This is a genomic window from Amaricoccus sp., assembly GCF_047602525.1.
Lineage (GTDB): Bacteria > Pseudomonadota > Alphaproteobacteria > Rhodobacterales > Rhodobacteraceae > Amaricoccus.
The window spans coordinates 2,502,660-2,516,190 of sequence record NZ_JASGHB010000001.1; the positions used below are offsets into that span (position 1 = coordinate 2,502,660).

Annotated in this window: 11 protein-coding genes and 1 pseudogene; 10 read left to right on the forward strand and 2 right to left on the reverse strand. The window is 70.8% G+C overall.

Annotation, left to right across the window (positions count from 1 at the left end):
* Window positions 1–115 precede the first annotated feature (115 nt).
* From QM699_RS12855 to QM699_RS12895, 9 genes are all read left to right on the forward strand, one after another.
* The gene (locus QM699_RS12855; protein WP_415011498.1) at window positions 116–1,282 is read left to right on the forward strand and encodes a DNA recombination protein RmuC; all 1,167 of its coding nucleotides are present in this window, start codon (window positions 116–118) and stop codon (window positions 1,280–1,282) included.
* 181 nt (window positions 1,283–1,463) lie between these two features.
* The gene (locus QM699_RS12860; protein ID WP_415011499.1) at window positions 1,464–2,423 is read left to right on the forward strand and encodes a substrate-binding domain-containing protein; all 960 of its coding nucleotides are present in this window, start codon (window positions 1,464–1,466) and stop codon (window positions 2,421–2,423) included.
* Between the two features lie 105 nt (window positions 2,424–2,528).
* Window positions 2,529–4,118 carry a sugar ABC transporter ATP-binding protein gene (locus QM699_RS12865; RefSeq protein ID WP_415011500.1) on the forward strand — a complete coding sequence of 530 codons (1,590 nt, stop codon included), beginning with the start codon at window positions 2,529–2,531 and terminating at the stop codon, window positions 4,116–4,118.
* A 190-nt stretch (window positions 4,119–4,308) separates the two neighbouring features.
* Window positions 4,309–5,331 (forward strand): ABC transporter permease, encoded by a 1,023-nt coding sequence (locus QM699_RS12870; RefSeq protein WP_415011501.1) that lies wholly within the window; start codon window positions 4,309–4,311, stop codon window positions 5,329–5,331.
* Between the two features lie 253 nt (window positions 5,332–5,584).
* Entirely contained in the window at window positions 5,585–6,304 is a 720-nt protein-coding gene (locus QM699_RS12875) for a flagellar hook-basal body complex protein (protein WP_415011502.1), read from the forward strand.
* A 13-nt stretch (window positions 6,305–6,317) separates the two neighbouring features.
* Window positions 6,318–7,103 carry a flagellar basal-body rod protein FlgG gene (flgG, locus tag QM699_RS12880; RefSeq protein WP_415011503.1) on the forward strand — a complete coding sequence of 262 codons (786 nt, stop codon included), beginning with the start codon at window positions 6,318–6,320 and terminating at the stop codon, window positions 7,101–7,103.
* Window positions 7,104–7,117: 14 nt separating this feature from the next.
* Complete coding sequence (gene flgA / locus QM699_RS12885) at window positions 7,118–7,669, forward strand: flagellar basal body P-ring formation chaperone FlgA (RefSeq protein WP_415011504.1); 552 nt, start codon at window positions 7,118–7,120, stop codon at window positions 7,667–7,669.
* Entirely contained in the window at window positions 7,666–8,397 is a 732-nt protein-coding gene (gene flgH / locus QM699_RS12890) for a flagellar basal body L-ring protein FlgH (protein ID WP_415011505.1), read from the forward strand. The genes flgA and flgH overlap by 4 nt, the downstream gene beginning before the upstream one ends.
* 13 nt (window positions 8,398–8,410) lie before the next feature.
* Window positions 8,411–9,049 (forward strand): flagellar basal body-associated FliL family protein, encoded by a 639-nt coding sequence (locus QM699_RS12895; protein WP_415011506.1) that lies wholly within the window; start codon window positions 8,411–8,413, stop codon window positions 9,047–9,049.
* A 15-nt stretch (window positions 9,050–9,064) separates the two neighbouring features.
* Here QM699_RS12895 and QM699_RS12900 read toward each other — a convergent pair whose 3' ends face one another.
* Both QM699_RS12900 and pepN read right to left on the reverse strand, forming a co-directional pair.
* Complete coding sequence (locus QM699_RS12900; protein WP_415011507.1) at window positions 9,065–9,934, reverse strand: 1-acyl-sn-glycerol-3-phosphate acyltransferase; 870 nt, start codon at window positions 9,932–9,934, stop codon at window positions 9,065–9,067.
* A 49-nt stretch (window positions 9,935–9,983) separates the two neighbouring features.
* Window positions 9,984–12,574 (reverse strand): annotated as a pseudogene (gene pepN / locus QM699_RS12905) (aminopeptidase N).
* A 169-nt stretch (window positions 12,575–12,743) separates the two neighbouring features.
* On the opposite strand from pepN, the gene QM699_RS12910 reads away from it, so the two are divergent.
* Window positions 12,744–13,409 carry a glutathione S-transferase family protein gene (locus tag QM699_RS12910; protein ID WP_415011508.1) on the forward strand — a complete coding sequence of 222 codons (666 nt, stop codon included), beginning with the start codon at window positions 12,744–12,746 and terminating at the stop codon, window positions 13,407–13,409.
* Window positions 13,410–13,531 lie beyond the last annotated feature (122 nt).

The following is a 13,531-nucleotide window of genomic DNA, read 5'->3' on the forward strand; positions in this document are numbered from 1 at the left end:
TGGCACCGTCGCGCCTGCCCGGGCGGGCGCGACGCGCCAACGGGGGGGCAGGCAGGCGCTGCCGGTGCCGGCGCACCGGCAGGGGCACCGGCGCCCGCCCCGCCGGAGATACGGCATGATCCAGCTCGGCTCCCTCACCCTCTCGCTCGCCGACCCGCGCCTCTGGGCCGCGGCCGCCGTCCTCGTGCTCGCGCTGCTGCTGCTCCGCGCGACCTCCCGTGCCGCGCGCGCGGTCGAGCCGGTCGCCCGCCACCTCGCCGACCTCGACGGCGCCGTCCGTGCCCTGAACGACGGCCAGCAACAGCTGCACGGCGGCCTCACCCACGTCTCGGAGGCGCAGATCGCCGCCCAGACCCGCCTCGCGCAGTCGCTCGACGCCCGCCTCGCCGACGTCACCCGCGCGATGGGCGACTCGCTCAACGCCAGCGCGCTCCGCACCGCCCGTTCCCTCGGCGAGTTGCAGCAACGCCTCGAGACCATCGACAAGGCCCAGTCCAACATCGAGAAGCTGTCCGGCAACGTGCTCGGCCTGCAGGACATCCTGTCGAACAAGCAGACCCGCGGCGCCTTTGGCGAGATCCAGTTGCGCGAGATCGTCACCCGCGCGCTGCCGCCCGATGTCGTCAGCTTCCAGGCGACACTCTCCAACGGCACGCGCGCCGACTGCCTGATCCAGCTGCCGAACCCGCCCGGCCCCATCGTCATCGACGCGAAGTTCCCGCTCGAGCCCTACGAGGCGATCCGCGCGGCCAGGACCCCCGCCGACCTGCAGGCCGCCCAGCGCCAGATGCGCGCCGCCGTGCGCGCCCACATGAAGGCGATCGCCGAGAAATACGTGATCGAGGGCGAGACCGCCGAGGGCGCGCTGATGTTCCTGCCCTCCGAGGCGGTCTATGCCGAGCTGCACGCCAATTTCGGCGAGCTGGTGCGCGAGGGTTTCGCCCTGCGGGTCTGGACCGTCTCGCCCACCACCTGCATGGCGACGCTGCACACGCTGCGCGCCATCCTCAAGGACGCCCGCCTGCGCGCCGAGGCCCACACCATCCGCCGCGAACTTGGCCTGCTCCACAAGGATGCCGAGCGGCTGGCGACCCGCGTCGCCAGCCTCGACCGCCACTTCGGCCAGGCCCAGAAGGACATCGAGGAGATCAAGATCTCCGCCGATCGCACCCAGACCCGTGCCCGCCGGCTGGAGGCGATCGACTTCGCCGACCTCACCCCCGCCGAGCGCCCGGACGCCAACGCCGCAATCGTCGAGCTGACCCGCAGCCGCGAGGGCTGACGCCGGGCGCCGGCCTGACGGTCCGGCATGGCCCCGGCAGGCCCGGCGTCGGGCCCGTTGCAAGAACCGACTTTCGTCCTCCCACAAGCCCGTTGTCGGACGCCGCCCGACTGGCTAGCGTAGGCGACGCTGCAGCCGTCAGAGCGAACCATGCAGCACCATATCCCAGGGAGGGACCACGATGAATCGACGCAGCTTCCTCAAGTCGTCCGCCGCCGCCGGCGCGCTCGCCGCGGTCAGTGGCGTGGCTGGCGGCGCCGCCTTCGCCGCCGACGAGATCACCATCCTCGGGTCGGTGCCGAGCCTCAGCTTCCCGTTCTTCGTCCACATGCTGAACCAGATCAAGGTCGAGGCCCAGGCGCAGGGCGTCAAGCTGATCGAAAGCGACGGCCAGAACTCCGCGCCGAAGCAGACCGGCGACATCGAGGCGGCGCTGGTGCAGGGCGTGAAGGGCATCGTCATCTCGCCCCTCGACGTCAACGCGCTCTCTCCCGCCGTCGAGCAGGCGGTGCAGGCGGGCGTCCCCGTCGTCACCATCGACCGCCGGGTGGATGGCGTCGAGGGCATCCTCGCCCACGTCGGCGCCGACAACGTCAAGGGCGGTGAGGCGCAGGCCAACGCCATCCTCGCGGCCTTCCCGAACGGCGCGAAGATCTTCCACCTCCAGGGCCAGCCCGGCGCCGGCCCGGCGATCGACCGCAACAAGGGCGTCCACAACATCCTCGACGGCGTGAAGGACAAGTACCAGATCGTCTTCGAGCAGACCGCGAACTTCGCCCGCGCCGAGGCGCTCACCGTCACCGAGGCGGGCCTCACCGCCAACGGCAAGCCCGACGTCATCGTCTGCGCCAACGACGACATGGCGCTCGGTGCCGCCGAGGCGGTCGCCTCCGCCGGCATGAAGGACGTGGCGATCTACGGCTTCGACGCGCTGCCCGAGGCGCTGGTCGCCGTGCGCGACGGCAAGCTCGCCGGCACCGTCGAGCAGTTCCCGGGCGAGCAGTCGCGCACCGCGGTCAAGATCGTCGTCGCCAAGGCCCGCGACGGCAAGGATCCGGAGCAGAAGCTCGTGCTGCTGACCCCGATCGTCATCGGCAAGGACAACCTCGACAAGGCCGAGCGCATCGGCGAGACCAGCTGACGCGCCCGCGGCCCGGGCGTACCCCGGGCCGCCGTCCTCCCCTCAGGAGATACCGCCCGTGGCCAGTCCCGCCGCAACCCCGGCGCGCCCGTGGAGTCGTCGACCATGGAGCCGTTGACCGTGGCGCCTTCGACCGTGGCCCCGTCGGCAGCGGCGCCGCTCCTCGTCGTCGACGCCCTCGGCAAGCGCTTCACCGGCGTCACCGCGCTTCACGGCGTCTCGCTCGACGTCCGCGCCGGCGAGGTCCTCGGCCTGCTCGGCGAGAACGGCGCCGGCAAGTCGACGCTGCTCAAGATCCTCTCCGGCGCCCAGCCGCCCAGCTCCGGCAGCATGAGCTTCGCCGGCGCGCCCTACGCCCCCGCCGACCCGGTGGAGGCCAAGGCGCGCGGCATCGTCACCATCTACCAGGAGCTTTCGCTGATCCCGACGCTCACCGTCGCGGAAAACATCTTCATCGGCCGCGCGCCCCTCACCCGGCTGCGCCTCGTCGACTGGCGCCGGATGCGCCGCGAGACGCGCGCGATCATCGCCCGCGTCGGCCTCGCCATCGACCCCGAGACGCCGGTCTCCGCCCTCTCCGTCGCCGAGCAGCAGCTCGTCGAGATCGCCCGCGCCCTCTCGCTCTCCTCCCGCCTCATCATCATGGACGAACCGACCTCGGCCCTGACCGAGGCCGAGGTCGCGCGCCTGCTCGGCATCATGGACCGCCTGCGCAGCGAAGGCGTCGCCATCATGTTCGTCACCCACCGCCTCGAGGAGGCCTCCTCGATCTGCGACCGCGTCACCGTGCTGCGCGACGGCCGCCTCGCGGGCCACCTCGCCCGCGCCCCCGGCCCGATCCCGATCCCCGCGATCATCGAGCGCATGGTCGGCCGGGCCGCCGCCGACCTCTACGCCCGCCCGCAGGAGCGCCACGCGGCCGGGGCCACCCGCCTCGCCGTCCGCGGCCTCGTCACCCCGAAGAACCCCGAGGCGCCGAACGCCATCACGCTGGCCGGCGTCGACCTCGACCTCCGCGCCGGGGAAATCCTCGGCCTCGCCGGCCTCGTCGGCTCCGGCCGCACCGAACTCGCCCGCGCGATCTTCGGCGCCGACCCGATCGCAGCCGGCACGCTGACCCTCGACGGCGCGCCGTTCGCCCCCACCTCGCCGCACGACGCCATCGCCCGCGGCATCGGCCTCGTGCCGGAGGACCGCAAGCACCAGGCGATCTTCGCGGCCCTGGGCATCCTGCCCAACTTCTCCGTCGCCGCGCTCTCCCGCTTCACCGGGCCGCTCGGCATCATGCGCGAGCGGGCCGAGCGCGCGGCGCTCGCCGACTACCGCCGGGCGCTCTCGATCCGCATGGCCTCGCCGGAGCAGCGCATCGACGGCCTCTCCGGCGGCAACCAGCAGAAGGTCATCCTCGCCCGCTGGCTCGCCCGCGATCCGAAGGTGCTGATCGTCGACGAACCCACCCGCGGCGTCGACGTCGGCGCCAAGGCCGAGGTCCACCAGATCCTCGTCGAACTCGCCGCCCGCGGCATCGCCATCCTCGTCATCTCCTCCGAGCTGCCGGAAATCCTCGCCGTGTCCGACCGCATCGTCACCATGCGCCAGGGCCGTATCACCGGCGAGATGCCCGCGCTCGAGGCGACCGAGCACAAGCTCATGGCGCTGATGGCGCTCGAGACGCGGGAGAACCCGGCGGCATGACCGGCACCCGGGCCTCTCGCGTCACCTCGCCCATATCCCCGCCGGTGCGCCAGCACCGGCAGCGCCTGTCTGCCCGTCACGCCGAAGGCGTGCCTCCGGCACGACGGCAGGCGCTTCGCACCCGCCCAGGCGGACGCGCCGGTGCCCCTTTGCGCCGTCGCCCCAGCCGTTGTGCCCGAGCAGAGAAGCCATGACCCAGCCCACCACCCCGGCCGACGACGCCGCCCGCGCCTTCAACCCGTTCGCGCTCCTCAAGCGCTTCGGGCCGCTGCTGTTCCTGCTGGTGCTCATGGTCGGCTTCACGATCATGAACCCGAACTTCCTGAACCCGGTGAACCTCTTCAACGTGCTGCGCCAGATCTCGATCACCGGCCTCATCGCCCTCGGCATGACCTTCGTGATCCTGACGGCGGGCATCGACCTCTCCGTCGGCTCGCTGCTCGCGCTCTGCGGCATGATCGCGGCCGTCGTGGCAAAGGGCGGCACGGCGAACACCCTCTCGCTCGAAGGCGGCGCCGCCACCGGCTACGGCTGGGCAGCCGCCCTCCTCGCCGCGATCCTGACCGGCGCGCTCTGCGGCCTGATCCAGGGCCTCGCCATCACCCGGCTGAAGGTCCCGCCCTTCGTCGTCACCCTGGGCGGCCTCACGATCTTCCGCGGCCTGACGCTCACCATCTCCAACGGCGGCCCGATATCGGGCTTCACGCCCGAGATGCGCTGGTGGGGCACCGGCCTCATCGGCCCGGTCCCGGTGCCGGTCATCATCTTCCTCGGCGCGGCGCTCCTCTGCCACCTCACCTTGCGCTACACCCGCTACGGCCGCTCGGTCTACGCGGTCGGAGGCAACGCCGAGGCCGCCCGCCTCTCGGGCCTCCGCGTCGACCGCATCCTCGTCTCGGTCTACGTGATCGTCGGCTTCTTCTGCGGCCTCGCCGCCTTCGTCCTTGCCGCCCGCCTGAACTCGGCCGAAGCCGTCGCCGGCATCGGCTACGAGCTCACCGTGATCTCCGCCGTGGTGATCGGCGGCACCTCCCTCTTCGGCGGCGTCGGCAGCGTCGGCGGCACGGTGATCGGCGCGGCGCTGATCGGGGTGCTGGTGAACGGCTTGGTGCTGAACAACGTCTCGTCCTACACCCAGCAGATCGTCATCGGCCTGATCCTGATCCTCGCGGTGGCTTTTGATCGGTGGTTGAAGACGCGGACGCGTGGGTAGATAAGTGGCGGACTGCCTAGCTAGGCGCTCCTTAGCTACCCGTGTGGATCGCCGCTGCGTTACCCTCCGCCCTCAACGGCGTCAGCGAACCTCCCCTATCTGTTGCGCCCGCGCATACTTGTGCCCCCCGCACACCCCCCAACCCCCTTGGTTACCCCCCCTCCCCCGTTGACCATTCCTTTACCGTCCCCGGCGCAACGTCCCCTCACGCGTCTCTGACGCGGTTGACGCGAGAAGCGCGGGAGACGATGCGATGGACCTGGCCGGCTATGTCGCCCTTACCCGGCAGTCGGGGCTGGCGAAGGAGATGCAGTCCGTCGCCAACAACATCGCCAACCTCTCCACCACCGGCTTCCGCCGCGAAGGCGTGATCTTTGCCGAGGAAGTCGAGGCCCTCCCGGCCGAGGGCGGCAGCGTGGCGATGACCGAGGCCCGCGCCCGCTATACCGACAGCCTGCAGGGCTCGCTGGAGGAGACCGGCGGCACGCTCGACCTCGCCATCGAGGGCGACGGCTACTTCACGGTGATGACGCCGCAGGGCGAACGGCTGACGCGGGCCGGCGCCTTCACCCGCAGCGCCGACGGCACCGTCGTCAACATGGACGGCCACCCCCTGCTCGACGAGGGCGGCGGCGAGATCGTCATCCCGGTGGAATCAAAGGCGATCAACGTCGCCGCCGACGGCACGCTCTCGATCGACGGCGCGCCGGCGGCCAAGGTCGGGCTGGTGAAGCCGACCGACCCGACCAAGGTCTCGCGCGAGGCCGGCACCCTCTTCAAGGCCAGCGCGACCGAGCCGATGGAAGACGGCCGCGTGGTGCAGGGCTTTCTCGAACAGTCGAACGTCAATCCGATCTCCGAAATGGCCCGGATGGTCGAGGTGCAGCGGGCCTACGAGTACGGCCAGAAGCTGATGGATCAGGAGGACGAGCGGATCCGCCTTGTGGTGAAGACGCTCGGCCAGTTGGGGTAAGGAGTAACCAGTCATGCGTGCTTTGAACATCGCCGCGACCGGAATGGCGGCCCAGAACATGCGGGTCGAGGTCATCTCGCACAACCTCGCCAACATGAGCACGACTGCCTACAACGCCCGGCGGGCCGAGTTTTCCGACCTGCATTACCAGCAGGCGGAACGGCCGGGCACGATCACGTCGTCCGACGGCACCGTGCTGCCGGCCGGCGTGCAGCTCGGCCTCGGCGTGCGGACGGCCGCGGTGTCGGTGCAGGTGGCCGAGGGCTCGCTGACCGAGACCGGCGGCTCGCTCGACGTGGCGATCGACGGCAAGGGCTATCTCGAGGTGACGCTGCCGAACGGCGACGCCGCCTATACCCGCGACGGCGCGCTGAAGCGCAACGGCGACGGGGCGATCGTGACCTCCGACGGCCTCGCGGTGGCGCCGGGGATCACCATCCCCGAGGACGCGAAGGACATCGAGATCAACGCCGACGGCGAGGTCTACGCCTACTTCGACGGCCAGGTGAAGGCGCAGCTGCTCGGGCAGATGACGCTCGCCACCTTCTCGAACGACAAGGGCCTCGAGGCGCTCGGCTCGAATCTCTACAAGGAAACCGAGGCTTCCGGCGCGCCGAGCCCGGGCGCGCCCGGCGAGGACGGCCGCGGCACCTTCCGCCAGGGCTATCTCGAGGCGTCGAGCGTCGACGCGGTGCACGAGATCACCGGGCTGATCGAGGCGCAGCGGGGCTACGAGATGAACGCGAAGGTCATCACCGCGGCCGACCAGATGCTGGCCGCGACGGTGCAGATCCGCTGAGGTGAATGGCTGACATGGCCCGCGCCACCGCGCTCTTCCTGCTCTTCGTCGCCCTGCTCTCGGCCGGCGCCGTCTTCGCCGAGACACTGGAGGAGATCACCCGCCGCGCCGCCGTGGCGGACGCGGCGGACGCGCCGCCGCCCGCGCCGGTGCCGGCACCGCCACCCGCGCCGGCGCTCGCCGATCTCGAACCGGAGGGGCAGTCGGTGACGGTGGTCCGCGCGCTGCGCAGCCAGAGCGTCATCGAGGCCGACGATCTCGCCGTGACCCCCGGCGGCACCCCCGGCGGCATCGATTCGGTCGAGGCCGCCGTCGGCATGGAAGCCAAGGTGGCGCTCTACCCGGGCCGCCCGATCCTCGCCAGCCAGATCGGCACGCCCGCGCTGGTCGAGCGCAACGCGCTGGTCAAGATCAGCTACATGAAGGGCCCGCTCTCGATCATCACCGAGGGCCGTGCGCTCGACCGCGCCGCCGTGGGCGAGGCGGTTCGCGTGATGAACCTCCAGTCGAAACAGACAGTGACCGGGACCGTCACCCCGGACGGCAGCGTCGAGGTCGGACAATGAAGAAAGAGATCGCCCTCGGGCTGTTGATGGGCCTCGCCGCCTGCGACATCGGCACGGTCGGCAAGGAGCCGGCGATGACCTCGATCGGCCAGGCGCGCAACGACGCGCAGCCGATCCTGACCCCCGACCGCGCCGCGCTGGCCGTGCCGCCGCCGCAGCCGGCGCGCTATGCCTACCAGCAGGGCTCGCTCTGGAACACCGGCCCGACCGGCCTGCTCGGCGACAAGCGCGCGCGCAACGTCGGCGACCTGCTGACCGTCGTGATCGAGATCGACGACAAGGCCGAGATGAAGAACTCTACCGACCGCGAGCGCTCGGGCAGCGAGGACGCGGGCGTCGACGCCTTCTTCGGGGCCGGCAACATCCTGCCGCCCGGCGCGATGAAGCTCAATCCGAACGTCGGGATGAACTCCGACTCGCAGTTCAACGGCTCGGGCTCGATCAAGCGCAACGAGAAGCTGACGCTGCGGGTCGCGGCGACCGTGGTGGAGGTGCTGCCGAACGGCCAGCTGGTCATCCAGGGCGATCAGGAGGTCCGGGTGAACTACGAGCTGCGCGACCTGCAGGTGACGGGCATCGTGCGCACCGAGGACATCTCCCGCCACAACGAAGTCGACTACGACCGCATCGCCGGCGCCCGCATCATCTACGGCGGCCGCGGCCAGCTCTCCAGCGCGCAGCAACCGCGCTACGGGCAGCAGGTGGTCGACCGCTACATGCCCTACTGAGGAGACCGGCGCCTTGAAGAAGCTGATCCCGCTCCTGATCGCGCTGCTCGGCCTCGGCACGGGCGTCGGCGCCGGCATGGCGCTGAAGCCCGCGCCGGAGCCGGTGGCCGACGCCTGCGCCGCCGTCTCTGCCGCCGCAGCGCCGGCGGCCCACGGCACGCCTGCCTCCGCGCACGGAGCCGAAGGCACGGCCGGGGCCGAGGGCGGCAAGGCGGCCGAGGGCGGTGCGGCGGCCGAGGCACCCTGCCCGCCGGCGGACCCCTTCGCGCCGGAGACTGTCGCGGGCGAGGGCGAGGGTGGCGAGCACGGCGGCGAGAAGGCCGAGATCGCCTATGTGCCGATCGAGAAGCCCTTCGTGGTGCCGATCTTCGCCGGCGACAAGACGGTCGCGATGGTGGTGATGTCGCTGTCGATCGCGACCGAGGGCGAGAAGGCGGCGAGCGAGCTCGAGGCGGTTCAGCCCCGGCTGCGCGACAGCTTTCTCAAGGTGATGTTCCGCCACGCCAATTCCGGCGGCTTCGATGGCAGCTACACCACCGGGCGCAAGATCGAGGACCTGAAGTCGGCGCTGCTCGGCGCCGCGCGCGAGGTGGTCCACGACGCACCCGTCGACGAGGTGCTCATCACCGAGATCGCCCGTCAGGACAGCTGACGGCCTGACGCAGGTTCAGACGGCGGGCGTGAGCTTCGGGCGGCGGCCGTAGACCGGAGCGGTCAACACCGTCTGCGGCTTGCGCCCGCCCAGCTCCAGCGTCCGGGAGCGCAGCACGTCCGTCGCCTCCGCCGAGCTTACCGGCAGCGAATCGGGCTCGATGACGCGGCCGATGTTCAGGCGATACCGCTGGCGCGGCTTGTTCAGCACCTCGTGGAACAGCGTGATGTCCCGCAGGGTCGGATGGATCCGGTCGAACAGGTAGAACAGGGCCGAGTTGCGCGCGGTGATGTGCAGCGGCACGACCGGCAGGTTGAACTTGCGCACCATCATCGCGCCAGAGGCCATCCACGGCCGCTCATGCAGCGACAGCCACCGCCGCTTGGCAAGCCGGCCCGACGGAAACAGTACCGCGAGGCGCCCGTCGTCGAAGGCGCGCCGGGTGTAGTCCATGGTCTCGCGGTTCTGCCTGTGCGTCCGCTTCTCCGGCCGCCACTCCACCGGAGCGATCACCTCGCCCAGCGCCGGCAGCACGCGCACCGCATCGGCGTTGGCGAAGATGAACAGGTCGGGCCGGATCGCCGAGAGCACGCCGTAGAGCACGATGCCGTCGGCGATCCCGGTCGGATGGTTGCAGACCACCATGGCGGGACCGCTGCGCGGCACGTTCTCGAGGCCGCTGACCTCGACGTGGTGCGCGATCATCTCGAAGAGCGACTGCAACGCGACGCCGCCGGGAAAGGATTCGAGCGCCTCGCCGATCTTCACCGTCCGCTCGTACTGGAGCAGGACGTGCAGCACGCGGCGGGCCAGGGCGACTCCGGGGCCCTGGCGCCGCAGCCACGGCGCCCGCTCCTCGATCAGCTGGTCGACGACCTCGCGCATGGCGCCCGACTCCTACCTCCGCGCCCCGGTCCTTGGCAAGCGGGCCGGATCAGCCGCCCGCCGCATCGCGCAACAACCTGCCGACGATCTCGGAGGTGTCCCGCGACAATCCCGCCAGCGCACCGAGTCGGCCGAGTTCTGCCCGCATCAGGGCCTGCCGCGCCGGATCGAACATCCGCCACGTCCCGAGCAGGCTGGCGAGGCGCGCCGTCGTCTGAGGGTTGACCGGATCGAGGCGGACGAGCCAGTCCACCACCAGCCGATACCCTGCCCCGTCCGCCCGGTGGAAGCCCGCCGGATTTGCCGAGGCAAAGGCACCGATCAACGAACGGAAGCGGTTCGGGTTCCGCCACTCGAAGTCCTCATGGCGGGTCAGCGCCTCGACGGTCTCCACCGCGGTCTCGGGCGGGGTCAGCGCGGCCTGCACGGTGAACCACTTGTCGACGACCAGCCGATCGTGCGCCCAGTCCGCATGGAACGCCGCCAGCTCGGCCTCGCCCAGCCCGCGGGAAACGAGCAGCGACAGCGCCGACATGCGTTCGGTCATGTTGTCCGCCGCGGCGAACTGCGCGCGCGCCAGCGTGGCGTCCGGGTCGAGCGCGGTCAGCGCCGCGAGCGCACGCCCCCGCAGCGCCCGGCGCCCGGCCGAGTCGGCGTCGGGCGCGTAGGGCCCGGACACCGCGTTCGCCTCGTAGAGCCGCCGCGCCCGGGTGCCGAGCGCCCGGGCGACGGCGGCGTCCAGCCCGCGCCGACGGCGCCAGACCGCCAGCGGATCGGGCACGCCACCCGCCCCGGCGATGTGCGCCATCACCTCGTCCTCGGACGGCAGCGACAGGAGCAGCGCCCGGAACGCCGGATCGAGGCCGGGGTCGTCCGCCACCGCGACGAGCGCGGCGAGATACGCGGGGTCGGGCTCGGCGTCGAACTTCGTCAGCTCGGCCAGCGCAAAGCTGCGGCCCGCCTCCCAGCGGGTGAAGGGGTCGGTGTCGTGCGCCAGCAGGAACGCCCGCTCCGCCGGCGGCACCTCGCGCTCGACGATCACCGGCGCCGAAAAGCCGCGGAGGAGCGAGAGAACCGGCCGTTCCGGCAGGTCCCAGCCGACGCTCGTCTCGGCCCCGGTCATCTCGACCACCCCCTCGGCCAGCGTGCCGCCGTCCCGTCCGAGCAGGCCATAGGCGACCGGCAGGACCAGCGGGCGCTTGTCCGGCTGGCCCGGGGTCGGCGGCGTCGCCTGCGACAGCCGCAGGGTGAAGCGGCCATCGGACCATTCCGTCTCGGCCCTCAGCCGCGGCGTTCCGGCCTGCGCATACCAGAGCGCGAACTGGCCGAGGTCGCGGCCGGAGGCGTCCTCGAACACCTTGAGCCAGTCCTCGATGGTGCAGGCCTGCCCGTCGTGGCGCTCGAAATAGAGGTCGAGCGCCTTGCGATACGTCTCCGCCCCGACCAGGCGGCGCAACATGCCGATCACCTCGGCGCCCTTCTCGTAGACGGTCGCCGTATAGAAGTTGTTGATCTCGATGTATTCGCTCGGCCGCACGGGGTGCGCCAGCGGCCCCGCGTCCTCGCGGAACTGCGTCGCGCGCAGGCGCAGCACGTCCTCGATCCGCTTCACCCCGGCGCTGCGCTGGTCGGCGGCGAACTGCTGGTCGCGATAGACCGTCAGCCCCTCCTTCAGGCAGAGCTGGAACCAGTCGCGGCAGGTGATGCGATTGCCCGTCCAGTTATGGAAGTACTCGTGCGCGATGATCCGCTCGATCGAGGCATAGTCCGCATCCGTCGCCGTGTCGGGGCTCGCCAGCACGAAGCGGGAGTTGAAGACGTTGAGCCCCTTGTTCTCCATCGCGCCCATGTTGAAGTCGTCGACCGCGACGATCATGAAACGATCGAGGTCGTATTCGCGCCCATAGACCTCCTCGTCCCAGCGCATCGACCGCTTGAGCGAGTCCATGGCATAGGCGCAGCGCGGCTCGTCACCCGGCCGCACCCGAGATCTGCAGCAGCACGTCGCGGCCGGAGGCGGTGGTGAAGCGGTCCTCGACGGCGCGGAGATCGCCCGCGACCAGCGCGAACAGGTAGGAGGGCTTGCGCCACGGATCCTCCCACTCCGCCCAGCCGGGACCGGACGCGACGAGGTTGCCGTTCGAGAGCAGCACCGGGGCGCTGCCGTCCCCGGGGCCCTCGATGCGCACCCGATAGGTCGTCATCACGTCCGGCCGGTCGGGCCAGTAGGTGATCTTGCGAAAGCCCTGCGCCTCGCACTGGGTACAGTACATGCCCCTCGACATGTAGAGCCCTTCCAGCGCCGTGTTGGTCTCGGGCGAGATCTCGACCTCGGCCTCCCACACGAAGGCCGCGGGCACGTGCGCCGCGGCCACGGTCAGGCCCTCGTCGTCCTGCGTCAGCGCGTTCTGCGGCACCGGGGTGCCATTGATCGCCGCCGACACGAGCCGCAGCGCCCGCCCGTCGAGCCGCAGGTCTGCGGGCCCCTCGACGGCAGGGTTGCGGCGGAAGGCCACACGGGACAGCACCCGCGTCGCCGTCGGATGCAGCCGCACCGTCAGCTCCACCGAGTTCGACGAGGTGGTCGGGCAGGCGATAGTCCGCGAGGCGGATGGTCGGGGCTTGGGCGTCGGTACGCATCGGCGGGCTCCTCTTCGGGATCGCGGCGGCCGGACCATGCAACCGGCGCGGGAGGGGCGCAAGGGCCGGACGCCGCCGGCCCGGACGCCCGCCCTGGGCATCGCCGGTTGAAATGCCGGGGAGAAAAGCCGATTAAGACACTATCGAGCAAGCCCGAGGCCGTCGAAACATGCGTCGTCTCTATCATCAGCCGCTGTCGCCGTTCTGCCGCAAGGTCCGCCTGGTGCTGGCCGAGAAGAAGATCGAGGTCGAGCTGGTGGAGGAAAAGCCGTGGGAGCGGCGCATGGACTTCCTCCGGATGAACCCCGCCGGGCAGGTGCCGGTGCTGAAGACCGACGGGCTGACGCTCGCCGACAGCCAGGCGATCTTCGAGTACATCGAGGAGACGACGCCCGATCCGCCGCTGCTGCCGCGCAACCCGGCGCTGCGCGCCGAGGCGCGCCGGCTGACCGCGTGGTTCGACGACAAGTTCCACAACGAGGTGACGGCGAACCTGCTGTACGAGCGGGTGAACAAGAAGCTCGCCAAGACCGGCTATCCGGAGAGCGAAAAGATCAAGGCCGGCCTGCGCAACATCAAGTATCATCTCGACTACATCGGCTGGCTGATGGATCACCGGCGTTGGCTGGCCGGTGACACGATGACCATCGCCGACTTCGCCGCCGCGGCGCATCTGTCGTGCCTCGACTACATCGGCGACGTGGACTGGACCCGGAACGCCGGGCTGCACGAGTGGTACGCCAAGATCAAGTCGCGGCCGGCGTTCCGCTCGATCCTCGCCGATCTGGTGCCGGGCTTCACCCCGCCACAGCACTATGCGGATCTCGATTTCTGAGGCGTCCCGCAGGCTGCGTCGACAGGACGCGGCCTTTGCCGCGAAGTCGTGCGCGCAGGTGCGCGCAGAGTCCTGTTGCCTGTTTTCCGGCTGCTGCCGGAAAACCGTCTGCTCTCCAGGTT

Excerpts from the sequence above, each read along its gene's own strand:
- QM699_RS12855 (WP_415011498.1), top strand. The coding sequence starts at position 116 with ATGATCCAGCTCGGCTCCCTCACCCTCTCGCTCGCCGACCCGCGCCTC.
- QM699_RS12860 (WP_415011499.1), top strand. The coding sequence starts at position 1,464 with ATGAATCGACGCAGCTTCCTCAAGTCGTCCGCCGCCGCCGGCGCGCTC.
- QM699_RS12865 (WP_415011500.1), top strand. The coding sequence starts at position 2,529 with ATGGAGCCGTTGACCGTGGCGCCTTCGACCGTGGCCCCGTCGGCAGCG.
- QM699_RS12870 (WP_415011501.1), top strand. The coding sequence starts at position 4,309 with ATGACCCAGCCCACCACCCCGGCCGACGACGCCGCCCGCGCCTTCAAC.
- QM699_RS12875 (WP_415011502.1), top strand. The coding sequence starts at position 5,585 with ATGGACCTGGCCGGCTATGTCGCCCTTACCCGGCAGTCGGGGCTGGCG.
- flgG (WP_415011503.1), top strand. The coding sequence starts at position 6,318 with ATGCGTGCTTTGAACATCGCCGCGACCGGAATGGCGGCCCAGAACATG.
- flgA (WP_415011504.1), top strand. The coding sequence starts at position 7,118 with ATGGCCCGCGCCACCGCGCTCTTCCTGCTCTTCGTCGCCCTGCTCTCG.
- flgH (WP_415011505.1), top strand. The coding sequence starts at position 7,666 with ATGAAGAAAGAGATCGCCCTCGGGCTGTTGATGGGCCTCGCCGCCTGC.
- QM699_RS12900 (WP_415011507.1), bottom strand. The coding sequence starts at position 9,934 with ATGCGCGAGGTCGTCGACCAGCTGATCGAGGAGCGGGCGCCGTGGCTG.
- QM699_RS12910 (WP_415011508.1), top strand. The coding sequence starts at position 12,744 with ATGCGTCGTCTCTATCATCAGCCGCTGTCGCCGTTCTGCCGCAAGGTC.